Source organism: Kosakonia oryziphila, assembly GCF_900094795.1.
Classification (GTDB): Bacteria; Pseudomonadota; Gammaproteobacteria; order Enterobacterales; family Enterobacteriaceae; genus Kosakonia; species Kosakonia oryziphila.
In genome coordinates, this window is record NZ_FMBC01000011.1 from 38,972 (window position 1) to 64,071 (window position 25,100).

Consider the following 25,100-nt stretch of genomic DNA (forward strand, 5'->3'; position numbering starts at 1 on the left):
TCTATTCCCCGGGGAATGTTATGACTGGTCAGTCTTCACCTCAGGCGGCAACACCCATTCAGTGGTGGAAACCCGCTCTGTTCTTTCTTGTGGTTATCGTCGGTCTTTGGTACGTGAAATGGCAGCCTTATTACGGTAAAGCATTCACTGCTGCCGAGACGCACAGCATTGGTAAATCTATACTTGCACAGGCTGATTCCAGCCCGATTCTGGCGGCGTGGGATTATGCGTTAGTCTATTTTCTTGCCGTCTGGAAAGCGGCCGTGCTGGGCGTATTGCTGGGCTCGCTGATTCAGGTATTGATCCCGCGCGACTGGCTGCTGCGCACGCTGGGGCAAAAACGCTTTAGCGGCACGCTGTTTGGTACGCTGTTCGCTCTGCCTGGCATGATGTGCACCTGTTGTGCCGCACCGGTGGCTGCAGGTATGCGCCGTCAGCGCGTCTCAATGGGCGGTGCGCTGGCATTCTGGATGGGCAACCCGCTGCTTAACCCGGCCACGCTTGTATTTATGGGTTTTGTTCTTGGCTGGCACTTTGCCGCCATCCGTCTGGTTGCGGGTTTGGTGACAGTGCTGGGCGTTGCGATGGTGGTACAGGCGCTGGTCAAAGAGAACCCACAGCAGGCTGAAGTGGTGGATATTACGCTTACGGAGCCGCAGGGCAGCTTTATGGCGCGCTGGGGAAAAGCCTTATGGCAACTCTTCTGGAGCACCATTCCGGTCTATATTCTCGCTGTTTTGGTGCTGGGCGCGGCGCGTGTCTGGTTATTCCCGCATGCGGATGGTGCGATCGATAACACTTTGTTGTGGGTGATTGCCATGGCGATTGTCGGCTGCTTGTTTGTGATCCCGACGGCTGCTGAGATCCCTATTGTGCAGACCATGATGCTGGCGGGTATGGGAATGGCGCCTGCGATGGCGCTGTTGATTACGCTGCCGGCGGTAAGCCTGCCATCGCTGATCATGCTGCGTAAATCGTTTCCGTTAAAAGCGTTGTGGCTGACCGGCGGGCTGGTGGCACTGTGCGGGACGATCACTGGCGCTATTGCGTTGTTCTGAAGCTTGACAGAGCAAAAACAGCCCGGCGAATTTGCCGGGCTGTTTTATTATTTCAGCAAGGTAAATGCTGTTGTCACGTGTTTTACACCGCTGACGCGGCTGGCAATATCTGCCGCTGCCTGGCCTTCACGCTGGGTAACCAGACCCATCAGGAACACTTCGCCATTTTCGGTAGTCACTTTCACGTTTGAGGATTTCACCTGATCGCTGCCTAACAGCTGCGAGCGGACTTTGGTGGTGATCCAGGTGTCTGAAGACGCCGTACCGAGGCCGATCGGCTGACCCTGGCGAATTTCGTTGAATACTTCGGTCGCGCCCTCAACGCCAACGGCAATCTGTTTCGCTCTGGAAGAGAGCGCGGTATTCGGAGCTTGCCCGGTCAGCAGAACTTTCCCTTGATACGCGGTGACGTTGATACGCGCTTCTTTTTTAATCTGCTCATCTTTGGACAACGCGCTGTTGACGCGCAGTTCCAGCGTGCTGTCATCCACCTGGGTGCCAACGGTTCTCGGATCCGTCGCGGCCTTAGTGCCAACGGCGGCAGAACCGACCACGACTGCGCCAACACAACCTTGTAACAGCAGCGCGGAAATAAGGACTGCGAGGGGCGTAAATGCCTTCATGTATACTCCTTAATCATCCTGGTGAGGAAAAAGCGTGTTATCAATCAGATCGCATAAGCAATTCACCGTCAGCATGTGCATTTCCTGGATGCGCGCGCTGCGATGAGAAGGAATACGGATTTCGACATCCTGCGGCCCCAGCAGACCCGCCAACTCGCCACCGTCGTAGCCGGTCAGTGCTACGATGGACATATCACGCGTTACCGCCGCTTCCACGGCTTTAACGATATCGCGGCTATTGCCGCGCGTGGAGATGGCAAGCAGAATATCCCCGCTGTGACCGAGCGCGCGAACCTGCTTGGCGTAAATCTCATCATGCAGACGATCATTTGCTATCGCGGTTAAGACCACATTATCGGTATTAAGTGCAATGGCAGGTAAACTGGGTCGTTCTGTTTCAAAACGGTTGATCATGCTGGCAGCAAAATGCTGTGCATTGGCGGCAGAAGTGCCGTTGCCACAACAGAGGATTTTGTTGCCGTTAAGCAGGGAGTGAACCATCGTCATGGCTGCGCGGGAAATAGCATCAGGCAACGCTTCCGCCGCTGCAATTTGGGTTTGAATGCTTTCCGTAAAGCAGGCTTTAATTCGTTCGAGCACGGTAATCCCTATCATTTTGTAATTATGAGTGGTCGTTAAAGGCGTTTTGTATCCACTCAACGTCATTCTCGGTGCAGGCTACCACATCAAACCGGCAATCCACAGTATCAAAGCTTCCATTGTGCCGGGCGAGCCACAAACGGGCGGTTTGCAGGAGCCTGACTTGTTTCGCGCGTGTGATACTGCTCGCAGCGCCGCCAAAACGAGACGATCTGCGATAGCGCACTTCAATAAAGACGGTGGTAGTTTTGTGCCGCATTATCAGATCGATCTCGCCGCCGCGCTCGCGCACATTGGCGGCTAAAAAACGCAGCCCTTTGCTTTCCAGCCAGCGACGCGCTTTGGCTTCCCACGCGTCGCCGGTTTGTTTACGGGTTAACTGGCCGGGACGATTTGTCCCTGCTGGTATTTGAGCCATGACAACTTCCTGTTGATCACGCAATCCTGGGTGGCAGTTAAATCACCGGTATTTCCGTTAAGTTCAAAACCCGGAACCTGACGCATCTGCGAGAAGTTGTTCGCCAGCGACCAGGCATCTGCGCCCATGGCATAGAGGCGCGCCAGTGAGTAATCATTGTTAACGCTTTTCAGCGCCTGCTGCATTAGCAATGGGTTCGCGCCTGCCAGCATCGGGATTTCGTTAAATTGCAAGCCTTCCATCTCCAGACGGAAATCCGGGCCTGCGCCGCCCTGCGCGCTGCGCGAACTGGCGTACAGCGTCACGTTGCTTTGGCTTCCGGTGCGCAAGGTAATCAGCGGTTTAATCAGAGCGATCTCATCCTGCGTCGCCACGATATAGACTGAATCCACGCTACCGCTGCCGCTGATTTGCGCATCGGTCGGTGGAGCCGGAATGTGCAGACCACCAATAGTCACACCCTGCTGCTGCGGCAGACTAGCAACCACCGGGCTACCGGTCATGGCAATACCAGAACCGCCATTCAGCCCCATCCGCAGCTCAGCGGTAGATCCGAATTTCTGTTCCAGAACCACGCCGCCGCCGAGTTTTTGCCACTCTTCGGCAAAGGCTTTACTGATTCGTTCGCCCAAATTGCTGCGCGGCACCAGCAGCAGCGGCGCATGACGGCCCTGTTCATGGATGTGGCGCGCGGCATCGTGTGCTTCATCTTCTGGCGAGAGCGCGAAGTAGCAGATATTTGTACGGTTTTCGACGCTTTCAGGCTGGTTGAGCGCCAGCACATTCAGCGTGGTGTGGCTGCGCATCAGCTCTTCAACATTGCTTTTCAGCAGCGGGCCGACCACGATACCCGCGCCATCTTGCTGCACCTGATTGAGGATCTGATCCATCGGTTGCGCGCTGGTATCGTAAATTTTCAGTTCAGCGCCAGGGTTTGCTGGCGTACCGGCAACGGCTGGTGCGGCAACCGGCTGCTTTGCATTGGCATCAGCAGGTTGAGGAGGCGTTACCGCTGCGGGATCCTGTTCTGCTGTGGTTTTGGATTGCGCTGTTTCGCTCTGTGCGGCGCTGTCCGGCGTGGCAACGCTGGTTAAATCGTTAACGTTGGTCTGCGATGGGCTAACCACTGCGGCGTTAGCCGCCTGCGCCACCTGCTGCGGAACGGCCGGGCCGGAAACGGTGGAAATACCATTTTTAGCAGCTTCAAAGCCCTGCTGAATCGCCCGACCAAAAACAGCGGCCTGGCCATTTAACGGCAGCAGCAGCGCGATTTTGTTGGTTGATGCCGGTTTGAAGTTTTGCAGATTCGACAGTTGGGTCGGCAGCATTTTCGCCGCCGGGTTTTGCGGGTAGCGGGTCTGCCAGTCAGTAATGCCTGCTTTCAGCATATTGGGATCGTTGCGATTATCAAACCATACGCGTTGCAGATCGAGCCAGCCCTGCAAGGTGACTTCATCCGCGTTGATCACCAGCGCTCTGGCTTGATCCTGCGTCATTGAAGCAAGCGCCTGCCAGGTGGCATCGATATTTTTCTGCTTCTCTTCGGGTTTCGTTAACAGCGGTTCCTGGGCAATTAGCGCGCGCAGCAATGTCAGTGACGGTTTGCCTTGTGCGGCTTCAATCCCTAACTGCCAGTAACGCGCCTGCTGATTTTGCTCCAGATCGGCAGGAGCAATCTTACTCAGCAGCGCCTGTGCACCAGCGAAATCTTTCTGCACCAGTTTCATTTCGGCGGCGAGCAGAGAATATTCTTTACGCTGATTGTCGTTCAGATTCTGCGGTAGCTGGCTGAAAAGTTCGCTTGCCTGCTGGGTTTTACCCTCTTTAAGCAGTGCACGAATGGCGAGTAATTGCCAGTTGGTCTTGCTATCATCTGTGCTTTGCTGCATCTGTTGCAGGTAATAGCCAGAATCAGCCTTCGCCGAGCCTTGCAGATGCGTGGCGCTCTGGTCTGTCGATTGGGTGCCGCAGCCTGCGAATAGCAGGGCGGCTAGCACCACAGGCAGGCTGCGCGTGGCTTTCGAACGTAGAAATCTTGACGGTAGCATACTGTATCCAGTGATAATTTTTACGCAATGCTCAATATTAAATCGGCAATACGGATGAAACAATGAAACAACACGAATCGGCGGAGAATTCTCAAGGTCAGCTCTTTATTGTACCTACTCCTATCGGGAATTTGGCTGATATTACGCAACGCGCACTGACCGTGTTGCAGGCCGTTGATTTAATTGCGGCGGAAGATACCCGCCACACCGGTTTATTGCTTCAACACTTTGCTATTAATGCCCGCCTGTTCGCCCTGCATGATCATAACGAGCAGCAGAAGGCGGAAACGCTGGTGGCAAAGCTGAAAGAGGGGCAGAACATTGCACTCGTCTCGGATGCCGGTACCCCGCTGATTAACGATCCTGGCTATCATTTAGTGCGTACCTGCCGCGAGGCAGGGATCCGCGTGGTGCCTCTACCTGGTCCTTGCGCCGCAATTGCCGCGCTGAGTGCTGCGGGGCTGCCGTCGGATCGTTTTTGTTACGAAGGGTTTCTGCCTGCCAAATCCAAAGGGCGCCGTGATGTGTTAAAAGCCCTGGAAACCGAGAGCCGCACGCTGATCTTCTATGAATCAACCCATCGTTTGTTGGAGAGTCTTGAGGATATGGTCGCGGTATGGGGAGAAAGCCGCTATGTCGTGCTGGCCCGTGAGTTGACCAAGACCTGGGAAACCATTCAGGGCGCACCGGTTGGCGAACTGCTGGCGTGGGTGAAAGAGGATGAAAACCGCCGTAAAGGCGAGATGGTGCTGATTGTTGAAGGTCATAAAGCGCAGGAAGATGGGTTGCCCGCCGATGCACTGCGTACGCTGGCACTGTTGCAGGCTGAACTGCCGCTGAAGAAAGCCGCAGCCCTCGCGGCGGAGATCCATGGCGTGAAGAAAAATGCGCTGTATAAGCACGCGCTGGAGTTGCAGGGGAAGTAAGTTTTTGCGCGGTTATTTTGCCGGGTGGCGGCTGCGCCTTACCCGGCCTACATGATCTGAACACATCTTTTAATTAACAGGCATCGCTTCAAACACCAGCGTTTCCAGCGGTTTTAGGGTAATTTCCACCGCATTTTTATACTGCTCCGGTACGCTGTTGTTACTACCGTATACCGCTTTCAGACTAAACTGCGCCGCGTCTCCTGTCGGGATTTCGAAATCTTTCGACAAATCCAGATAGTAAGTTTGCGGTTTGTCCGACGGGTTGCGCAAACCGAGAATGGCTTTGTCTTTATTCCACGAAGCCCAGCCGTAAATCTCAAGCGCCGTCGGGTCTCCGCCAATCCAATGGGTATCGACCAGCACGCTGGCGTTCTTCCGCGACCATTTTGCTGCCTGCGCCAGAGTATCCCACTTCGCCTTGTCCAGCATTGATGGGGTGATATACAGTTCCTGCAACTGGGTGCCGGTGGCGAAGTAGCTCCAGACTTGGTCGGCAAAATCGCTGTCCGTTTGCACTTTCTCCAGACCGTAATAAGCATTCTCTGCGCTGACGATCCCGTGATACATCAGTGAGTTCAGCGGGAACAGAGGACCTTTACGCACAATGGAACGGTATGTTTCAGCATCGCGGTAGGTCATCCACTGCTGCACTGGCGTGCCGGGGCCATAAAGGTTGATATCATCTCCCTGGCGCCAGATGGAATCGGCGTACAACAGCCAGGATGGGCTGGCGTTCGTACCGGTCGTCAGGTTAATAAACAGATTCGGATTTGCGCTGCGCATGTTATGCAACAGAGCGATAGATGCGTCAAAATCCGAGGCGAACGGACTGCCTTTAATATGCGAATTGGCATTACCCATCCCGTCGAGCTTGAACGAGGTAATGTGCTCATTTTTTATCAGTTTAATGATCTGCTCATTAAAGTTTTTAAAGTAGTTCGAGCCTGACAGCGCCAGCTTCCCGTCCACGGTTTCGAAACCGTACTCTTTTGCATGCGAGACGCGAATATCGCGCGGTTTGTTATATCCGCCCCACGGCGAGAGCCATAGCCCGACGGAGCTGTGCAGGCTGTCAGCTTTCTCCCGTACCTTGCTAAAACCTTTGTTGAATGCAGGGCCAAACAGCCAGCGCCCGGTAAGGTCATCCCAGCCATCGTCAAGCAGGAAAGCATCCAGCGACACGCCGCGCCCGGTAATAAATTCTTTATTCCATTCATCCATCCGTCCCAGTACATCCTGCTCGGAGTATGGGGTAAAGAAGCCTATATCCATCCAGCTGTTGTAGTGTAAATAAGGTTTATACGGACGCGGGCGGACGGCATCAATAAACTGGTTTACGCTACGACGCAACTGGCTGATCTCCGGGAAGGTACCAAAGTACGTGGTGTAGCTGAGCGGAGTTGCTGGCTGAATGGGGGTTTTCAGCTCTACATTGAGGTTTGTCGTCGCTTCATAGGCGTAAGTGTTAACGATGGGTTTATCCGGCAGAATAAAGAACGAGTCTGCGACGATCGGGGAACTGTTAATTGCCCCGTCTACGTAAGGTGCCTGAGCCTGCTTTTTGGTCGGGAAGAAGGTGATTTTAGCCACATCCCGCGGCTGACCAACGGCGGCGATGGTGTAGTCGATGCTGGCGTATTTGCCCTTAATCAGGTTCAGCTTCACCGTCACGTTAAATTCAGGATGGGTAAAGTCGATAATAATCCCGCTGTCCTGTTTTTTTACGTGCTTGATTTTAAAATCCGCTGTGTGGATTTTACTCTCGTCCGGCAGCGTCAGAAAAAACAGCTCCTGTGGCGTGAGCGGATGGTTAGCCCTGGTGTCCTTAACCATTACCGTTGAGTTTGAATTATCAAACGAGAGAGCAATATTGTCGTTATTGAGCGTGTAGTTTGCTGCCACCGCGCTATGGGAAACACACAGGGCAAGCATTGAGTTTGTGAGCATTTTTTTCATCAGGGTAAGCGCCTTCTCCGTTATGCTTCTGCCGGAAGTCGTAATCGGTTCGCCGAGCCGCAAATGGTGATTTTACTTCTGACCACCTCTTTCATGGCATCCATGCCGACCCGCATATAGAAGCGCGGGTCGTTGCCCTGGGGGTTTTCGGCAAACCAGGCTTTGACTGCTTCAGAGAAGGCGATTTTCAGCTCGGTTGCCACATTGACTTTGCAAACACCCAGTTCGATGGTGCGACGAACATCCTCATCCGGCACATCACTCGCACCGTGTAGCACCAGCGGCACCGTCACTACTTCACGGATTTCTGCCAACCGCTGAAAGTCGATTTTTGGGCGTTTGGTATACAGGCCATGTGCAGTGCCGATAGCGACGGCGAGGCTGTCGATGCCGGTCAATTCGACAAAGCGTTTCGCTTCCTGCGGGTCAGTGAGAAACGTGCTTTCGGCGTCTACGCTCATGTCATCTTCCATTCCGCCCAGACGTCCCAGTTCGGCCTCGACGCTACAGTCGTTGAGGTGACAAAAATCGACCACCGATTTTACCAGCTCCACGTTTTGTTCGAACGGATAGTGGCTGCCATCGATCATCGCGCTACGCACGCCAGCGTTGACCTTGCGACGTATATCGTCGAGGGATTCGTGGTGATCGAGATGCAGCGCCAGCGGCATATCGTAAGTGAGGGAGTACGCACTGCACAGGGCGTAGATCTCTTCCAGAGCAATGTGTTTGAAAGTGCCCGGTGTGCCGGCGAGGATCACCGGCGATCGCATTTCGCTACAAACTTCGAGGATCGCCTGGATCGTCTCGGCGTTGTGGATGTTAAACGCTGGCACGGCGTAGCCTTTTGCCTGTGCGTCCTGCAGAAGATATTTTGTTGAAATAATACTCATGTTGCGATCCTCTTAATCCTGCCACGGATGAATAACAACGCCCTGCACCACACGGTTGACCGTGCCGCTGGCAGATGGTGTATCAGGTGTATTGCCCATGTTGAGGGACTGAGACAGTGCAAAGACCTGGGCGTACATCAGGAAGCAGAACGACTGCTCCATATCGATAAACGGACGAGAAGGCGGTAGCAGGATGTGCGGACCCGCTTCAATAACCGGATCGTTTTCAGCGGCGATGGCAACAACGCGCAGAGCCTGACGATCGCGGCGCAGTTCGGCCAGCAGATCGAGATCGTACTGACGTGTATACGGATGGCTAGAGATAAACACCACCACCAACGTTTCTTTATCCACCAGTGATTTAGGCCCGTGACGGAAGCCTGTTGGGGAATCGTAGAAAGCTGCCAGCTTACCTGCCGTCAGTTCCAGCACCTTCAGCGCTGATTCACGCGCCGCACCCTGCAGGCCACCGCTTCCCAGATAGACGATCCTTTTCCACGGCTCATTGCCAAATACGTCGTGGCGGAAATCGCCGAGTGAAGCGAGGATCGCCTGACAGCGATCGGCCACGTCGCGGAAGGTGCGGCTACCGATCGTCTCTGGTGCGAATACCGCCAGGCAGCTCGCCATCATGGTCGTAATACTGCTGGTCATCGCGAAACCACGATCGTGCGTTTCGGCAGGCATCAGAAGGGCATAGGCGTTATCGCTGTCGACGGCATTCTGATACAGGCTGCCCGCCTCGTTACAGGTGATCGACAGGTGGTAGCTCTCAGGCACGAACTGATTGGCCAGCTCTACTGCCGCCACGCTTTCCGGGCTGTTACCGGAACGGGCAAACGAAATCAGCAGCAACGGATGTGCCGGGCTGAAGTAATCCATCGGATTTGTGACCAGATCGGTTGTCGGTATGGCAGAGATGTTTTTCCCGGTGTGGCTCGCAAGCCATGGCGCAATGATATTGCCAATAAAAGCGGACGTGCCCGCGCCAGTCAGCACGATCCGCAGATCGTTCTTGCACAGCAGCGGCGTCAGGAAACTGTCAATCGAGGAACGCAAATTATCGATATTGTTGAGCGAGCGGATCCAGCTGGCAGGCTGCTGGCGGATCTCTTCTTCTGTCCAGGTACCGGTTGTAGCGGCGGAAGGGATTTGTGGCATAACTCAGTCCTTAGTCGTGTGAATTGCACATCAGACGCTGGCGAACGTGTCGCTATCTTTCGTTTCGTTTCACTTGTTAACTTAATTAGTTAAATAAAATCTATAGAAAAGAAATTGAAAGTTCAATGCAATAAAAGAAATAAAACGAAAAGTGTGATCGTGAAAGGAAAGGGAAAATATAAGGAAAGAAAAGAAAGGCCTTACGATTTTATGCCGCAAAGCCAAAAGGAGACACAATGAAAGGGCTAAAGGGGGAGAGGCTGACCCTGAATCCATATCTGCTGAAGATGTAAACCGCCATCCAGCGCAATAACATTGGCGCGTTTCCCCGGCATTAAGGATCCGAGCTGACGATCAATGCCCAGCAGACGGGCAGGATGCAGCGAGGCCATATGGATAGCGTCTTCAGCTGTTACACCCGCGTGCTCCACCATATTTCTGACTGCGGCATCAAGCGACAGCGTGCTTCCCGCCAGCCCGCCAGAGGCGGTTTTCACCACGCCGTGGTGCATTGTGACTTCTTCGCCACAAAGCGCGTACCGCCCATCCGGCATGCCTGCTGCCTGCATGGCATCGGTAATCAACACCACACGATCTTTCGCACAGCAACTGCATAAACGCAGAGTTCCGGGATGGACATGGTGGCCGTCGGCAATGAGCTCCAGCCACGCCCGTTTGTCTGTAAGCCCTGCGCCGACCATGCCAGGTCCTCTGTGATGCAGCCCCGTCATGCCGTTGAAGCAGTGCACCAGCCCATCAGCGCCGGTTTCAAGGGCAGCGAGGGTTTGCTCGTACGTAGCGGCACTGTGGCCCAGCATCACACGTATACCCCGCTGCTTAAGGTGGCGAATCGCCTGTAAGGCACCGGGTTTTTCCGGTGCCAGTGCCACCACCTTCAATGTGTTGTGCGATAACGTAATCAACTCATCCAGCTCGGTAATATTCAGTTCCCGAAACAGCTCCGGTGGATGAGCCCCCTTGTTCTGCGGCGTAAAGTAAGGACCTTCTACATAACTGCCCAGAACCAGCGCGCCAGGGCCGCCTGACTGACAGCGTCGGGCAATTCGCGTGAGGACTCTGTGTATGGCCTCCAGCGGTGCGGTGACGGTAGTGGGCAAAAATGCCCCAACCCCTTCATGTGCTTTATGGATGGCCAAAACATCCAGTGTATCTGGTGCGTTATCCATCACATCTACACCCATGCCACCGTGAACGTGAGTGTCAATGTACGACGGACAAAGTTGTTCGACATCCCGAGCGGCAATGCCCGCCGGGATAGGCTCAATCGCCGTGATAACACCGTCCTGAATACGAAGCTGGTGGTCGTTCAGCCAGCCCTGCTCGGTAAGCACCCGTCGAGCACGCAGCAGCCGAGTCATATCCCTTCCTCTACGGACGCTTCCTCGCGACAGCGACCAAGCTCATCCACCAGGCTCGTCAGGCCGCGGTGCCCGCACTCCAGCGCCTGCAGACGAAACGCTTCGCTGCTTAATCCGTCGCGCTCCAGCACCATCTCCAGCAGGAGTTGCAGGTTGGTGCCGGTTATCACCTCTCTACCCGGTTTTTGTATCGCGAGTGTGGATGCCACGCGAAACGGTGTGCCACCCAGCAAATCGGTGAGAAACACAATATCGTGCTCTGCATTCAGTTCGCTCACCGCCTGTTCAAGCTGAGCGGTCAGGCGTGCAGTGGTAGAAGTCTCGGGAAAATCGATGGCGATAAACTGCGGCTGCTCGCCAAGGATCTGTTTCATCGCCTGTTCAAGCCCGCTGGCAAAACCGCCATGCCCCGTCAAAATAATGCCTAACATCTCTACCTCTTTGTTTTTACAGGAAGTGACAGAATTTACCTACAACGCCCAGCACTACGGTGATCCCAATCAGCCGCAGCGGGCTCCAGCCACGACGCACCAGCCAAAACATGGTCAGGGTATAGACCAGCGGCAGAAACGCGGGCATAAGCTTGTCGATAACGTCAGTTTGCAGTTTGACGACCGCATCCCCGGCTTTGATTTCGAGCGTGGTATTGAGACGTACATAGGTTGCCACCAGCGCGCCGATCACCGTCATCCCTACGATGGAAGCTGCGTGGCCGACCTTTTTAGTGTTGGCCTTAATCAATGGAATTGCGGCAACACCCATCCGGTAAGCATAGTGCGCCAGCCCAAAACGCAGGCCGAGATGTACCACGTTAAACAGCACGATAAAGACCACAGCTCCCAGAATCGAACCTTGCAACGCCAGGCTGGCGCCAATACCGCCGCAGATGGGCAGAAGGGTCAGCCAGAACATAGCATCCCCGATACCACCAAGTGGGGCGCCGACGGCAATTTTGGTACTCTGGATGCTGTTCACATCCTGTTTAGAGCGTTCCATCGCCAGAATGATGCCAATAACAAATGTCACCAGGAACGGGTGGGTATTAAAGAACCCCATATGACCTTTCATAGCGCGCGCCAGGTCCCGCTTGTTGGTGTGAATCTTTTTCAGCGCAGGCAGCAACCCATATAGCCAGCCGGACGCCTGCATACGCTCATAGTTGAATGAGGCCTGTAACAGCATGGAGCGCCAGGCCACGCGGTTAATATCTTTTTTCGTCAGCTCCGCGCCAATGCTCTGATCTTCATAGATATTTTCATTCACGCCGGTGAGCAAGGTTTCTTCAGTTTCCGAAACGCCCGGTAGGGTGGTTTGATTAGATGCCATCTTCGAATTCCTCTTTCCGGGCCACAGGTGCTGTCGGTTCAGGTGCTTTACGCATCAGGTCGATCAGCGCCATCGCCAGAGCGGCGGCCGCAATCGCCAGTACTGGAAGCTTGAGCCAGGCGGCAGCGACAAAACCGATAATGAAGTAAGGGATATAGACATTTTTCATCATGATCTTCAGTAGTACGGCGAAGCCGATGGCTGGCATAATGCCGCCCGAGACGCCGAGGCCGTCTATCAGGCGCTCCGGCAGCACATTAATGGCGGTTTTGGCGTGTTCAGCACCGAAGTAGATGGGCAAAAAAGCGCACAGGAAATAGAAGATGCCGAGCACCAGCAGGGCCAAATAGTTAACCCGTTCAATGCCGCTGGTATCCGCATTGGCTGCCATGCGATCGCAGCGGGACATCACGCCGGACATCACGGAAAAGAGGAAAGTAATCCCCATCTGTACCGCGACAGCAAATGGCACTGCAACCCCAACGGCGACATCCGGTTTCACGCCCGTGGTGATGGCAAACGTGGTCCCTACTATGGTGCCGATAATCACGTTTGGCGGCTGTGCACCCGCCAGCGGCGCCAGTCCCATCCAGACCAGTTCTAACGTACCACCGGTCAAAATACCGGTGTGCAGATCGCCAAGGATCAGGCCAACCAGTGGCCCGAGCACGACCGGGCGATGCATGTGTGTTAACCCGTTAAACATATCCAGGCCTGCGATAAAGGCGAGAAGCCCCAGTGCGAATGCCTGCAATAGACTGATTTCCATTATGAATCCCTCAGAGCAGTTTAAAGAGATCCAAAGCAGTCTCTGTCGGAACGCCCTGAACAAAGCATTCCACCCCGGCCGTTCTCAGGCCGTTGAACGCGGCGATATCGCTCGCGTCGACGGAGACCGTTTTGGCAATTTGTTGTTTGCCACTGGCGTAGTGCATGTTTCCTACGTTGATTCGGGTGACAGGCACTCCGCCCTCAACCAGCTTCAGAAAATCGGCGGGAGATTTACAGACCAGCAGAATTTTCTGGCGGTCAGCGGCGCGATGAATGTTGTCGATCACTTTTTGTATTGACCAGAAACGCACGGCGATCCCTTCCGCGAGCACCATTTCCATCAGATTTTGTTGGACAGGATCCTCAGCCACCTCGTCGTTGGCGACTAGTACCAGATTTGCTCCCGCAAACCCAACCCACTGCACGCCCACCTGACCGTGGATCAGGCGTTCATCAATGCGGCATAAGACAATGTTTGGCATAACGCTTTCCTCTTTTTCATTATGCATTTTGAGTTGTTACGCCTTCGCAGGCGACGTGGTACTGCTGGAGTACGTCCTGAATGTGGTCGAGGATAAGTTCCCGAGGTGTCGACTTGAGAACGCCTTCGCGAACTTTGCTGTACTGCAACGGCAGGTATTGGCTGATCAACGGCAATGGGATTGGTTCGTTTGCCAGGTTGCGTATCAGTCGCCCGAAGGCATCGTCAATCTGGCTGTCTGGCCAGTAATAACGTATGCGGTCAGAGTAGCTGTAGCCGCGCGCCAGGCGACGCGCATTACTGTCACCGTGGTAATGGCTTTGCCAGTGTTCCGGTTGATCGAGCATCACATTTTCCAGCACATTACGCAGGCCAGAACTGGCTTTCGCTGGCAACAGCTCTTCTTCAATAGCGGCCAGTGAGAAGAGGGCTTCGCGTAGGGCAAAGGTTAGTGCCGGGCCGACTTTTAAGATTGCGAAGTGATCTTTTACCAGATGGCGCAGCGCCTGTGGTGTCTGGTAGTCAGTGGAGTGTGCTTCAAAAACCAGCGTATTATATGCTTCAACCATTTCACTCAGGGCGATGGCCTTTTGCGGCTGGTAGTTGCAGACGTGCGCGTGGTCGAATTCCACGCCGGGCTGAACCACCAGGCCAATAATGCGTGGCCAGATGTCGCTTAACCCTTCCTTTTCGAATGCATGACGATGCGCTTCAAGCGTGGCGCGGGCCGCTTCAGGTGTGGTGATCTCAAGTTCGGTGAGCGTTTCGTGCGCGCCACCAGGAACCGGAACCTCCGTGCCGATAACGTAGACCAGATCGGATACACCAAACTGTTCCCGGCAGGTTGCTTCGGCAATTTTCGCCAGACGCGCGGCGCGCCCGGCGACGATCGCGTCGGTCAGGGGAACCGGATCATCCTCGCAGGACATACTGCAGTCGAGGTGGATTTTTTTGAACCCGGCTGCGACATAGCTTTTGATGAGATCGTCAGCATTTTCCATAGCTTCCAGCGCAGGCAGGTTTTGCCAGCGGTTTGGTCCTAAGTGATCGCCGCCGAGGATCAGCTGTGACGCCGGGAATCCAAGAGCTCCAGCCAGCTTACAGACGAGCCCGCGAAAGTCGGCGGGCGTCATACCAGTGTAACCGCCAAACTGATCCACTTGGTTGGAGGTGGCCTCAATCAGCAGCGGTGTCTGTTGCGAATGGGCGTAGCGAATTGCGGCTTCAAGCACCAGCGGATGTGCGGAGCAGACGGCATAAACTCCGTTTGTCTTTCCCCGTTTATGTTGCTCCACCATTTCTGTCAGATGTTTCACTTTCCTCTCCATATAGGATGGTAATGATACTTATCTTTCGTTTTGTTTCATTTAATCCTGCATTATGGTGGTATAAAAATAAAACGAAAGATAATGGTTTTCCGATCTGTTTCACAAAAGAAACATAATGAAAGGTTTCAGCGTAGGCAAGGCAGATGTCTGAAAGCCGTTCAAGGCTTGCATTCCCCCAAAAGAAAGGCGTTAATAGGTAAAAAGAAATAAAACGAAAGTATTTTTACTAAGGAGCTCGTATGAGCAGCACCGATTCGTCCGCAGAAAAGCGCATCACTGGTACTAGTGAAAGGCGGGAGCAGATCATTCAGCGACTGCGGGCGCAGGGAAGTGTGCAGGTTAACGATCTTTCTCATTTATATGGCGTATCGACGGTGACGATCCGCAACGATCTGGCATTCCTTGAAAAACAAGGCATCGCCGTTCGTGCTTACGGTGGAGCGCTGATCTGTGAGAGCAATTCACCGGGCGGAGAGCCTTCAGTGGAAGATAAAAGCTCGCTAAATACGGCAGTGAAGCGCAGTATCGCGCAGGCCGCCGCCGCGCTGGTGAAACCCGGGCACCGTATCATTCTGGATTCCGGCACCACAACGTTTGAAATTGCCCGTATGCTGCGCCAGCACACGGATGTGATTGCCATGACTAATGGGATGAACGTGGCGAACGCTTTGCTGGAAGCGGAAGGCGTGGAACTGCTGATGACTGGCGGGCACTTGCGCCGTCAGTCGCAATCCTTCTATGGCGACCAGGCAGAGCAGTCCTTACAGAATTACCACTTTGACCTGCTGTTCCTGGGCGTCGACGCTATCGACCTCGATCGCGGCGTAAGCACGCATAACGAAGATGAAGCTCGCCTGAACCGTCGGATGTGTGAAGTTGCTGAGCGGATTATTGTCGTGACCGACTCCAGTAAATTTAACCGTTTGAGTTTGCACAAAATTATCGATACACAACGGATTGATATGATTATTACAGATGAAGGTATTCCGGTGGAAAGTCTGCATGGGTTGCAGAAAAGCGGTATCGACGTGCTACTGGTAAAACAGTAAAAAAGCATGGCCGAAGCCATGCTAAAAAGTGAGATCTACACTTTGTTATTAGAATTAAGTCACCGGAGCCGGGTTAAATACCGCCAGTTGGTTATGTAGCCCCCACTGATCGGAGAAGGTTTTCTTACGGCCGCTGGCGACATCAAGGATAAAGTGGAACAGCTTCCAGCCAACATCTTCGATGGTCTCTTCGCCTGTGGCGATCGTCCCGGCATTGATATCCATTAAGTCATACCAGCGATTTGCCAGCTCAGTGCGGGTCGCCATTTTAATTACCGGTACGGCAACCAGACCGTACGGCGTGCCGCGCCCGGTGGTAAACACTTGTACTGTGATCCCGGAAGCTACCTGCTGCGTACCGCAGACGAAGTCGCTCGCCGGTGTTGCGGCATAAATCAGCCCGCGCCTGGTTGGACGTTGTCCCGGAGAGAGCACTTCAGAGATGGCGCTCTTACCGGATTTCGCGATCGAACCCAGCGCTTTTTCCACGACATTCGCCAGACCGCCTTTTTTGTTCCCCGGAGAAGGGTTGGCGCTGCGGTCGGTTTTACCCATATCGAGATAGTTATCGTACCAGGCCATCTCTTCCAGCAGGCGTTTGCCCACTTCTTCGTTGATGGCGCGCGGCGTAAGCAGGTGAATTGCATCGCGTACTTCGGTCACTTCTGAGAACATCACCGTGCCGCCGCAGCGAATAATCAGGTCAGAGGCGTAGCCCACCGCCGGGTTCGCGGTAACGCCGGAGAACGCGTCGCTGCCGCCACACTGCATACCGACCACCAGTTCGGAAGCCGGGCAGGTTTCACGTTTACGCTGGTTCAGCTTGGCCAGATGGCGCTCTGCAACCTGTAAAATATCGTCGACCATGGAGCGGAAGCCCACATGTTGCTCATCCTGCAAACGAACTATACTGGCACTGTCTACCGGGATAGCTTTCACATCCTCGGTTCCTTCCAGCAGACGTTCCGGCTGCAATTTTTCACAGCCCAGGCCAATTACCATCACCTCGCCGCCAAAGTTCGGGTTCAGCGAAATGTTATGAATGGTACGAATAGGGATCACCGCAGCCGGTGCATTAATGGCAACGCCGCAACCATACAGGTGATTCAGGCCGACCACGCCGTCAACGTTCGGGTATTTCGGCAGCAGATCGCGCTCAATGATCTTCACGACATAATCCACTACGCCCGCAACACAGTGTACGCTGGTGGTCAGGCCGAGCAGGTTCTTAGTACCGACGCTTCCATCCGCATTGCGGTAACCTTCAAAGGTATACCCTTCCAGCGGCGGCAGCGGCTCCGGGACTTTCGTCGCCAGCGGCAGTGTATTCAGCGGCGGTGCTTTCGGCAGTTCAACCATGGATTCATCAATCCAGCTCCCGCGGGGGATATCGCGCATGGCGTAGCCTATGATCTCGCCATAGCGTACGATTTCGCCATGATGGGGGATATCTACCAGCGCCACTTTATGGCCTTGCGGAATATGCTCAATTAGCTCGAGACCGTCCGGAAAACGTGTTCCCGCCTTTAAGCCATTGTCATTGACGATGATAGCGACATTATCCGTGTCGTGTACCTTAATATAAAACGCCCCTAGCGGTTGCTGTCTAATTTCAATGTTGGACATTGTCAAGTAATCTCCAGCTAACTTATACGATACATCGCTCTATAAAAGCGGAATCATTATTTATTGTGAAATTAATATCGAGAATAAAAATCTTGTTTGCTGAAATAAGAATGTCAGGAGTTTAAATATTAGAATGTGATCTAAATCACTTATTATCTCGATTCCCCATCTGGCGGGGCTGGATATTGCAAGATCTGTGCATCAGCGCCCAGGCATATGTGCAAATGCTCAAAATAATCTTTCAAGGTAATGTTAAAATTGAGCAACACACTAATGTGCGGCGTCCTGTCGGTGATTATACTGTGGGGTAATAAAATTGAATTGACTATTATCTGATAATAAGTTTCGAGTGCTTAAATAAAATCAGATAAAAACATCAAAATAATTATATTTTAAAGTTAGCAGTGCCCGAGGAAATTAAAGATGACTATCGAACATTCCGCCGTGGAAATAAAAAGGGGTTTTCCTACCCGTTATTTAATTCTGCTGATTATATTTATCGTAACAGCAGTGAATTATGCAGATCGCGCCACATTGTCCATTGCCGGGACAGAAGTGGCGAAAGAGTTGCAACTTGATGCTGTATCAATGGGCTACATTTTTTCGGCTTTCGGTTGGGCTTACCTGCTGATGCAAATCCCGGGCGGCTGGCTGCTTGACCGCTTCGGCTCTAAAAAAGTGTATACATGGAGCCTCTTTTTCTGGTCGCTCTTTACGTTCCTGCAAGGTTTTGTCGACATTTTTCCGATTGCCTGGGCCGGTATTTCCATGTTTTTCATGCGTTTTATGTTGGGCTTCTCTGAAGCGCCTTCATTCCCGGCGAATGCCCGCATCGTGGCGGCCTGGTTTCCGGCGAAAGAGCGCGGTACGGCATCAGCAATTTTTAACTCTGCACAGTATTTCTCGCTGGCGCTGTTCTCTCCGCTGCTGGGCTGGCTGACCTTTGCCTGGGGCTGGGAACATGTGTTCACTGTGATGGGCGTGATCGGTTTTGTGCTGACCTTCGCCTGGGTGAAATTTGTCCACAACCCGACCGATCACCCGCGTATGAGCCGCGAAGAGCTGGAGTATATCGAGAAAAACGGCGCGGTTGTCGATATGGACCACAAAAAAGCCGACGATGGCAAAAATGCGGGTCCAAAAATGGATTATATCAAGCAGTTACTGTGCAACCGCATGATGCTCGGCGTGTTCTTCGGGCAATACTTCCTCAACACTATTACCTGGTTCTTCCTGACATGGTTCCCGATTTACCTGGTGCAGGAAAAAGGTATGTCGATACTGAAAGTGGGGTTTGTCGCGTCCATTCCGGCACTGTGTGGTTTTGCTGGTGGTGTGCTGGGTGGGCTGTTCTCTGATTATCTGATCAAGCGCGGCTCCACCCTGACGATGGCGCGTAAGTTCCCTATTGTGGTCGGGATGTTACTGGCTTCCAGCATCATTCTGTGTAACTACACCGATAACACGGCGATGGTGGTCGCACTGATGGCGCTCGCCTTCTTTGGTAAAGGTTTTGGCGCGCTGGGTTGGCCGGTAATCTCCGACGTAGCGCCGAAAGAGATCGTTGGTCTGTGCGGTGGCGTATTCAACGTATTTGGTAACGTGGCTTCTATCGTGACGCCGCTGGTCATCGGATACATGGTTAAAGAGTTGCATTCTTTCAACGGTGCGTTGGTGTTCGTAGGTTGTTCAGCGCTGATGATGATGGTCTGCTATCTGTTCGTGGTCGGCGACATCAAACGTATGGAATTGAAGAAATAAGCAACGACACATTTAAGGTACAAAAGATGAATAACGATATCTTCCCAAATAAATTCAAGGCCGCGCTGGCGGCCCAACAGATTCAAATCGGTTGTTGGTCTGCGCTGGGTAGTCATATCAGCACTGAAGTTCTGGGCCTGGCAGGCTTTGACTGGCTGCTTCTGGACGGCGAACACGCCCCAAACGACGTGCTCACTTTTGTACCGCAATTAATGGCGTTGAAAGGCAGCGTTAGCGCGCCGGTAGTACGCGTACCGACTAACGATTCGGTGGTCATCAAACGCCTGCTGGATATCGGCTTCTACAACTTCCTGATCCCGTTCGTGGAAACCGAAGAAGAAGCGGCAAAGGCGGTAGCGGCAACCCGTTATCCGCCGGAAGGCATTCGCGGAGTGTCGGTTTCGCATCGCGCTAACATGTTCGGCACCGTGCCGGATTACTTCCGTCAGTCCAACGCTAACATCACCATCCTGGTACAAATCGAAAGCCAGGCCGGTGTGGATAATCTTGATGCAATCCTTGCCACCGACGGCGTGGATGGTGTGTTTGTCGGCCCAAGCGATTTGGCGGCGGTGCTGGGTTACATCGGTAATGCGGCGCACCCGGAAGTCCAGCGCACCATTCAGCACATTTTTACCCGCGCTAAAGCGCACAACAAACCGAGCGGTATTCTGGCACCAGTGGAAGCTGATGCTCGCCGTTACCTGGAATGGGGCGCGACCGTGGTTGCGGTTGGCAGCGATTTGGGCGTGTTCCGTTCGGCGACGCAGAAACTGGCCGACACCTTTAAAAAATAACCAAACCACCCTTTAAAAGAGAGACGCAATTATGACGATGAAAGTTGGTTTCATTGGCCTTGGCATCATGGGTAAACCAATGAGTAAAAACCTCATTAAAGCAGGTTACTCACTGGTGGTCGTAGACCGTAACCAGGAAGCGGTGGCTGAACTTATCGCTGCAGGCGCGGAAACGGCAGCGAACGGGAAAGCGGTTGCTGAGAAGTGCGATGTCATCATCACCATGCTGCCGAACTCCCCGCACGTGAAAGAAGTGGCACTGGGCGAAGGCGGCATTATTGAAGGCGCTAAAGCCGGTACCGTGCTGATAGACATGAGTTCCATCGCTCCGCTGGCCAGCCGTGAAATCAGTGATGCGCTGAAAGCGAAAGGCGTGCAAATGCTTGATGCGCCGGTAAGCGGCGGCGAACCGAAGGCGATCGACGGTACACTGTCTGTAATGGTTGGCGGCGACAAAGCCGTCTTTGACAAATACTACGACCTGCTGAAATCCATGGCCGGTTCTGTCGTGCACACCGGTGATATCGGTGCGGGCAACGTCACCAAACTGGCAAACCAGGTGATTGTGGCGCTGAACATCGCTGCGATGTCTGAAGCGCTGACGCTGGCAACCAAAGCTGGTGTTAACCCGGATCTGGTGTATCAGGCTATCCGTGGTGGTCTGGCGGGCAGCACCGTGCTGGACGCGAAAGCGCCAATGGTGATGGATCGTAACTTCAAACCGGGTTTCCGTATCGATCTGCATATCAAAGATCTTTCCAACGCGCTGGATACGTCGCATGGCGTGGGCGCTCAACTGCCGCTGACCGCCGCAGTGATGGAAATGATGCAGGCGCTGCGTGCTGATGGTCTGGGGAATGCCGACCACAGCGCCATTGCTTGCTACTATGAGAAACTGGCGAAAATCGAAGTTACTCGTTAATAAGAAGGGCGCAGTTCTGCGCTCTTGATTTCTTGTACATCCACATCTTCAGGCCGCAGTGGGCCTGAAGGGTGAAGTGCGCGGCACTATCAGGCTCACAATTATGAAAATCGTAATCGCCCCAGACTCTTATAAAGAAAGCCTTTCTGCGACTGAAGTAGCTCAGGCGATAGAAAAAGGATTTCGGGAAATTTTCCCTGATGCTCACTATGTGTCAGTTCCGGTTGCCGACGGCGGTGAGGGAACGGTTGAAGCCATGATTGCCGCCACTAAAGGTACAGTGCACACCGCGCACGTTACAGGCCCGCTGGGGAATGATGTTGATGCCCGCTGGGGGATGTCCTGCGACGGGAAAACCGCTTTTATTGAAATGGCGGCAGCCAGCGGTCTGGCGCTGGTGCCACCGGAATTACGTAACCCTTTGATTACCACTTCGCGCGGCACCGGGGAACTTATTTTGCATGCGCTGGAACATGGGGCGACCAACATAATTATCGGCATTGGCGGCAGCGCGACCAACGATGGCGGTGCGGGCATGGTGCAGGCGCTGGGCGCCAAACTGACTGATGCGAACGGTACCGAGATTGGTTACGGCGGCGGCAGCCTTATCAGCCTGAATGCGATTGATATTTCCGGGCTGGATCCGCGTCTGAGTAATTGTACGATTCACGTGGCCTGCGATGTAACTAACCCACTGACCGGCGAACAGGGTGCATCGCGTATTTTTGGGCCGCAAAAAGGGGCCACTGAAGCGCTGATCGTTGAGTTGGATCGAAATCTTGGTCACTTCGCCGACGTCATCAAAAAATCGCTGCGAGTGGATGTGAAAGAGGTTCCTGGTTCCGGTGCGGCAGGCGGTATGGGGGCGGCGCTGATGGCTTTTCTCGGCGCGGAACTGCGCAGCGGTATTGAGATTGTAACCCAGGCGTTGAATCTCGAAGAGCATATTCATGACTGTACGTTAGTGGTGACCGGCGAAGGGCGTATTGATAGTCAGAGCATTCACGGCAAAGTGCCGGTCGGCGTGGCGCACGTTGCTAAAAAATACCATAAACCCGTAATCGGTATTGCCGGCAGTCTGACCAGCGATGTCGGCGTGGTTCATCAGTACGGTATCGATGCGGTGTTCAGCGTGTTGACCGGCATTACCTCGCTGGAAGAGGCGTTCCGCGGTGCATTTGATAATATTTACCGCGCGTCACGCAATATTGCGGCCACATTACAGGTTGGAATGTTGACGGAAGGGTGACAGGTGCGTGCAAACCCACTATACTGCGCGCCGAAGCTGACCAGACAGTCGCCGCTGTGTCGTCGTCCTTTCGGGGAGACAGGCGCAGGGGAGGAAAGTCCGGGCTCCATAGGGCAGGGTGCCAGGTAACGCCTGGGGGGCGCAAGCCCACGACCAGTGCAACAGAGAGCAAACCGCCGATGGCCCGCGCAAGTGGGATCAGGTAAGGGTGAAAGGGTGCGGTAAGAGCGCACCGCGCGTCTGGCAACAGTACGCGGCACGGTAAACTCCACCCGGAGCAAGGCCAAATAGGGGTTCACAAGGTACGGCCCGTACTGAACCCGGGTAGGCTGCTTGAGCCAGTGAGCGATTGCTGGCCTAGATGAATGACTGTCCACGACAGAACCCGGCTTATCGGTCAGTTTCAATTTTTCAGGCAAAAACCCGCTTCGGCGGGTTTTTGCTTTTCAGCGGCTCAGCGGCGAAAGATGAATGACTGTCCACTCCGTTTTCTATGAAAGAACGCGGCTTATCGGTCAGTTTCAATTTTTCAGGCAAAAACCCGCTTCGGCGGGTTTTTGCTTTTCAGCAGCTCAGCGGCGAAAGATGAATGACTGTCCACTCCGTTTTCTATGAAAGAACGCGGCTTATCGGTCAGTTTCAATTTTTCAGGCAAAAAACCGCTTCGGCGGGTTTTTGCTTTTCAGCGGCTCAGCGGCGAAAGATGAATGACTGTCCACTCCGCTTTCTATGAAAGAACGCGGCTTACCGGTCAGTTTCAATTTATTTTTTCGGTAACGCCAGGATTTATAGGAAATTACCGGCGGCTGTGCGAAGGACATAATGGCAACCGCAAAGATCATCGCCAGCCCCCATGCAACTGCTCTATCAGGTGAGCTGAAGACGATAAGTAGCAGTAGGATAAAGGCACACACAGCCACCACTCCCGCCAGGGTAACAAATCGCCTGGCGAGGTCATTTATGGCCTCTCCAGGCGTTCCCCCATATTTTTCAATATTGCTTTTTATCTTCTGCAATTCGGGCTGCGTAAACCCTGAACGTAACAAAGCCTCATCAGTCACTTTCATATTGTCTCGTCCCTTATCTCCCAGAAGTGTTTTCTCAATCGCTGATTGTGCAAATAATCATACTGATGAACTTTACAGCGTTCCAGCCGAAACTGTTTCTCTAATTCTGGAAAACTACCGTTTCCCAAAAAAGTGCTTAGCGATCATCACGGGGTCGTGGGCAGTGGTTTCGGACAGACTGCCATGGAGTGAAAAGACAGCCGAATGGATCCGCGATGCAATGGCGATACAAATGCCGCTATTTGGCGTTTGTTATGGCCATCAGTTAATGGCATGGGCGCTGGGTGGTGACGTGGAATATCATCCGAAAGGCCGGGAAGCGGGAACGCAAACGGTCACCCGCTTGCCGGAAGGGGCATCGGTGCTGGCCTCGTCAGCACATGATAACCATCAAATCGTCCGCTATGGCCCGTTTGCCGTTTCCGTACAGTTCCACCCGGAAATTGCCACGGATCTGTTGCGCCTTAACCGCGCTAACATCGAAAAAGAGGGCATCGATGCCAATCGCTTAGTCGCTGGCGTGCTTCCGGCTCCGGATGCCGCGGAGATCCTGCGCCGCTTCGTGCAGGGAGTTGCCGGTTACAGCAGGGCACGGCTCTCAATTCACACTGCCCGGTGAACGATCTTCTGCTGAAGAGAATACGCGAAGTAAATCTCTTGCGCTTCTGGCTTACCCGTTTCCGGGAAAACGGCTTTATTGCCGTAGAGGCTTATCGCTGGGGAAAAGCAAAAAATGCCCCGGCATAAACCGGGGATGGAGATTAGGCGGCATTTTCTTCGGCCAGCCGGATTTCGGCTTCGGCGACGATAGCTTCCAGTTCGGTCAGCATTTCTTCAAACCCAAAGACCGGAAGCGGTTCAGGGAGCACAGGCTGTGTGTGGGCGCTCTCAAAAGATATTTTAGTTACACTATTCATATACTCACCTGCTAAAACATAACTGTCACACCGGTAAATCTATCAGCAAAGCGCGTAACAGCGTGTCGGCAACTAACGTTATGTTAGCCTCATCACGAATAAAAGCGCCGTCGCCGCAGGTCAGGGCTTCCTTCGCTTCGCAATGCGTGACCGCATGTACCGTACCGTGGATCGATTGCAGATAGGCGCGCGGGCCATGTAACTGAATTGTCAGCTCTTCGCCTTTTTTCAACTCGATATGATGCAACCACACTTGCTGACGTAGTTGCAAACTTCCCTGGCTGCCATCCGGCGAAGCCAGCAGTTGCTGCGATACATCGGCGATCGTCATTTTCTGCACCGGTGGGTTTTCGCGCTCCGGGCAGGCATCAAGCCACAACTGCATTCGCGTTAACGACCTGTCTTTGCTCAGGTTATGTTCGCTATAGCTGATGCCCGGCTGTGTAGCGATAAGCAGCGCTTCACCCGTTTTCGCCTGGACATGGTTCCCCTCGCTGTCGCGGTATTCCGCTTCACCTTCAAGGATCAGGTTCAGAATATCCACTTTTGGGTAGGTCCGTGGCTGGAAGGAGGCGCCTGGGGCAAGAACCTCCTGGTTTAGTACGCGCAGGGAGGCATAACCTAACAGTTTCGGGTCAAAGTAATGTCCAAAAGAAAAAGTGTAGCGGGCCTGAAGCCAGCCGAAGTCAGCTTGTCCGCATTGTTTTGCAGTACGGGTAGTAATCATAGTTATTGACCTCT

The 25,100-nt window shown here is 53.6% G+C and carries 23 protein-coding genes, 1 other RNA gene and 2 pseudogenes; 9 read left to right on the forward strand and 17 right to left on the reverse strand.

Translation table 11 applies throughout. From position 1 onward, the window contains the following. The first annotated feature begins 20 nt into the window (after window positions 1–20). The gene (locus GA0061070_RS07230) at window positions 21–1,058 is read left to right on the forward strand and encodes a permease (RefSeq protein ID WP_090134885.1); all 1,038 of its coding nucleotides are present in this window, start codon (window positions 21–23) and stop codon (window positions 1,056–1,058) included. A gap of 47 nt (window positions 1,059–1,105) precedes the next feature. Here GA0061070_RS07230 and dolP read toward each other — a convergent pair whose 3' ends face one another. The 4 genes from dolP to GA0061070_RS07250 are packed head-to-tail and all read right to left on the reverse strand — an operon-like array spanning window position 1,106 to window position 4,747. Beyond that, window positions 1,106–1,681 carry a division/outer membrane stress-associated lipid-binding lipoprotein gene (gene dolP, locus GA0061070_RS07235; RefSeq protein WP_090134887.1) on the reverse strand — a complete coding sequence of 192 codons (576 nt, stop codon included), beginning with the start codon at window positions 1,679–1,681 and terminating at the stop codon, window positions 1,106–1,108. 9 nt (window positions 1,682–1,690) lie between these two features. After that, a complete protein-coding gene (gene diaA, locus GA0061070_RS07240; protein ID WP_090134988.1) occupies window positions 1,691–2,281 on the reverse strand; it encodes a DnaA initiator-associating protein DiaA in 591 nt (196 codons plus the stop codon). Window positions 2,282–2,303: 22 nt separating this feature from the next. Continuing rightward, window positions 2,304–2,699, reverse strand: a complete 396-nt coding sequence (locus GA0061070_RS07245; RefSeq protein ID WP_090134889.1) for a YraN family protein — start codon at window positions 2,697–2,699, stop codon at window positions 2,304–2,306. Then, window positions 2,657–4,747 (reverse strand): penicillin-binding protein activator, encoded by a 2,091-nt coding sequence (locus GA0061070_RS07250; protein WP_090134891.1) that lies wholly within the window; start codon window positions 4,745–4,747, stop codon window positions 2,657–2,659. Before GA0061070_RS07250 ends, GA0061070_RS07245 begins: the two co-directional genes overlap by 43 nt. 62 nt (window positions 4,748–4,809) lie before the next feature. On the opposite strand from GA0061070_RS07250, the gene rsmI reads away from it, so the two are divergent. Continuing rightward, on the forward strand, window positions 4,810–5,673 hold the full coding sequence (rsmI, locus tag GA0061070_RS07255) for a 16S rRNA (cytidine(1402)-2'-O)-methyltransferase (RefSeq protein ID WP_090134893.1): 864 nt from the start codon (window positions 4,810–4,812) through the stop codon (window positions 5,671–5,673). Window positions 5,674–5,742: 69 nt separating this feature from the next. Here rsmI and GA0061070_RS07260 read toward each other — a convergent pair whose 3' ends face one another. From GA0061070_RS07260 to kbaZ, 9 genes are all read right to left on the reverse strand, one after another. After that, a complete protein-coding gene (locus GA0061070_RS07260; RefSeq protein WP_090134894.1) occupies window positions 5,743–7,632 on the reverse strand; it encodes an alpha-amylase family protein in 1,890 nt (629 codons plus the stop codon). A gap of 20 nt (window positions 7,633–7,652) precedes the next feature. After that, window positions 7,653–8,525, reverse strand: coding sequence for a tagatose-bisphosphate aldolase subunit KbaY (gene kbaY, locus GA0061070_RS07265; protein ID WP_090134896.1), 873 nt, complete (start codon window positions 8,523–8,525; stop codon window positions 7,653–7,655). 12 nt (window positions 8,526–8,537) lie between these two features. Next, on the reverse strand, window positions 8,538–9,686 hold the full coding sequence (locus GA0061070_RS07270; RefSeq protein ID WP_090134897.1) for an SIS domain-containing protein: 1,149 nt from the start codon (window positions 9,684–9,686) through the stop codon (window positions 8,538–8,540). Window positions 9,687–9,931: 245 nt separating this feature from the next. Further along, window positions 9,932–11,065 (reverse strand): N-acetylglucosamine-6-phosphate deacetylase, encoded by a 1,134-nt coding sequence (nagA, locus tag GA0061070_RS07275; RefSeq protein ID WP_090134899.1) that lies wholly within the window; start codon window positions 11,063–11,065, stop codon window positions 9,932–9,934. Beyond that, complete coding sequence (agaF, locus tag GA0061070_RS07280) at window positions 11,062–11,496, reverse strand: PTS galactosamine/N-acetylgalactosamine transporter subunit IIA (RefSeq protein WP_090134901.1); 435 nt, start codon at window positions 11,494–11,496, stop codon at window positions 11,062–11,064. Before agaF ends, nagA begins: the two co-directional genes overlap by 4 nt. A gap of 16 nt (window positions 11,497–11,512) precedes the next feature. Continuing rightward, window positions 11,513–12,391 carry a PTS N-acetylgalactosamine transporter subunit IID gene (gene agaE / locus GA0061070_RS07285; protein WP_090134902.1) on the reverse strand — a complete coding sequence of 293 codons (879 nt, stop codon included), beginning with the start codon at window positions 12,389–12,391 and terminating at the stop codon, window positions 11,513–11,515. Further along, window positions 12,381–13,160 carry a PTS N-acetylgalactosamine transporter subunit IIC gene (gene agaW / locus GA0061070_RS07290; protein WP_090134904.1) on the reverse strand — a complete coding sequence of 260 codons (780 nt, stop codon included), beginning with the start codon at window positions 13,158–13,160 and terminating at the stop codon, window positions 12,381–12,383. Before agaW ends, agaE begins: the two co-directional genes overlap by 11 nt. A gap of 10 nt (window positions 13,161–13,170) precedes the next feature. Continuing rightward, window positions 13,171–13,644 (reverse strand): PTS N-acetylgalactosamine transporter subunit IIB, encoded by a 474-nt coding sequence (gene agaV / locus GA0061070_RS07295; protein WP_090134990.1) that lies wholly within the window; start codon window positions 13,642–13,644, stop codon window positions 13,171–13,173. 19 nt (window positions 13,645–13,663) lie between these two features. Further along, complete coding sequence (kbaZ, locus tag GA0061070_RS07300) at window positions 13,664–14,971, reverse strand: tagatose-bisphosphate aldolase subunit KbaZ (protein ID WP_090134905.1); 1,308 nt, start codon at window positions 14,969–14,971, stop codon at window positions 13,664–13,666. Between the two features lie 239 nt (window positions 14,972–15,210). On the opposite strand from kbaZ, the gene GA0061070_RS07310 reads away from it, so the two are divergent. Continuing rightward, complete coding sequence (locus tag GA0061070_RS07310; RefSeq protein WP_090134907.1) at window positions 15,211–16,020, forward strand: DeoR family transcriptional regulator; 810 nt, start codon at window positions 15,211–15,213, stop codon at window positions 16,018–16,020. A 54-nt stretch (window positions 16,021–16,074) separates the two neighbouring features. On the opposite strand, the gene garD is transcribed toward GA0061070_RS07310, so the two are convergent. Then, window positions 16,075–17,646 carry a galactarate dehydratase gene (gene garD / locus GA0061070_RS07315; protein ID WP_090134909.1) on the reverse strand — a complete coding sequence of 524 codons (1,572 nt, stop codon included), beginning with the start codon at window positions 17,644–17,646 and terminating at the stop codon, window positions 16,075–16,077. A gap of 423 nt (window positions 17,647–18,069) precedes the next feature. Here garD and GA0061070_RS07320 point away from each other — a divergent pair, with 423 nt between their 5' ends. The 5 genes from GA0061070_RS07320 to rnpB all read left to right on the forward strand — a co-directional run bounded on the left by GA0061070_RS07320 (window position 18,070) and on the right by rnpB (window position 22,784). Further along, on the forward strand, window positions 18,070–19,407 hold the full coding sequence (locus GA0061070_RS07320; RefSeq protein ID WP_090134910.1) for an MFS transporter: 1,338 nt from the start codon (window positions 18,070–18,072) through the stop codon (window positions 19,405–19,407). Window positions 19,408–19,433: 26 nt separating this feature from the next. After that, entirely contained in the window at window positions 19,434–20,204 is a 771-nt protein-coding gene (garL, locus tag GA0061070_RS07325) for a 2-dehydro-3-deoxyglucarate aldolase (RefSeq protein WP_090134912.1), read from the forward strand. 31 nt (window positions 20,205–20,235) lie between these two features. Further along, a complete protein-coding gene (gene garR / locus GA0061070_RS07330; protein WP_064563447.1) occupies window positions 20,236–21,126 on the forward strand; it encodes a 2-hydroxy-3-oxopropionate reductase in 891 nt (296 codons plus the stop codon). A 103-nt stretch (window positions 21,127–21,229) separates the two neighbouring features. After that, complete coding sequence (garK, locus tag GA0061070_RS07335; RefSeq protein ID WP_090134914.1) at window positions 21,230–22,375, forward strand: glycerate 2-kinase; 1,146 nt, start codon at window positions 21,230–21,232, stop codon at window positions 22,373–22,375. A 32-nt stretch (window positions 22,376–22,407) separates the two neighbouring features. Then, window positions 22,408–22,784: RNase P RNA component class A (gene rnpB, locus GA0061070_RS07340), an RNA gene on the forward strand. A gap of 358 nt (window positions 22,785–23,142) precedes the next feature. Here the strand turns inward: rnpB and GA0061070_RS07350 are convergent. Further along, window positions 23,143–23,442, reverse strand: a pseudogene (locus tag GA0061070_RS07350) (hypothetical protein); the annotation flags it as partial. A 136-nt stretch (window positions 23,443–23,578) separates the two neighbouring features. On the opposite strand from GA0061070_RS07350, the pseudogene GA0061070_RS07355 reads away from it, so the two are divergent. Continuing rightward, window positions 23,579–24,061, forward strand: a pseudogene (locus GA0061070_RS07355) (glutamine amidotransferase-related protein); the annotation flags it as partial. Window positions 24,062–24,203: 142 nt separating this feature from the next. Here GA0061070_RS07355 and GA0061070_RS25130 read toward each other — a convergent pair. Both GA0061070_RS25130 and GA0061070_RS07360 read right to left on the reverse strand, forming a co-directional pair. Continuing rightward, window positions 24,204–24,359 carry a hypothetical protein gene (locus GA0061070_RS25130; protein WP_167353548.1) on the reverse strand — a complete coding sequence of 52 codons (156 nt, stop codon included), beginning with the start codon at window positions 24,357–24,359 and terminating at the stop codon, window positions 24,204–24,206. 25 nt (window positions 24,360–24,384) lie between these two features. Continuing rightward, window positions 24,385–25,086: a pirin family protein gene (locus GA0061070_RS07360; RefSeq protein ID WP_090134916.1), complete on the reverse strand. Its 702-nt coding sequence runs from the start codon at window positions 25,084–25,086 to the stop codon at window positions 24,385–24,387. Window positions 25,087–25,100 lie beyond the last annotated feature (14 nt).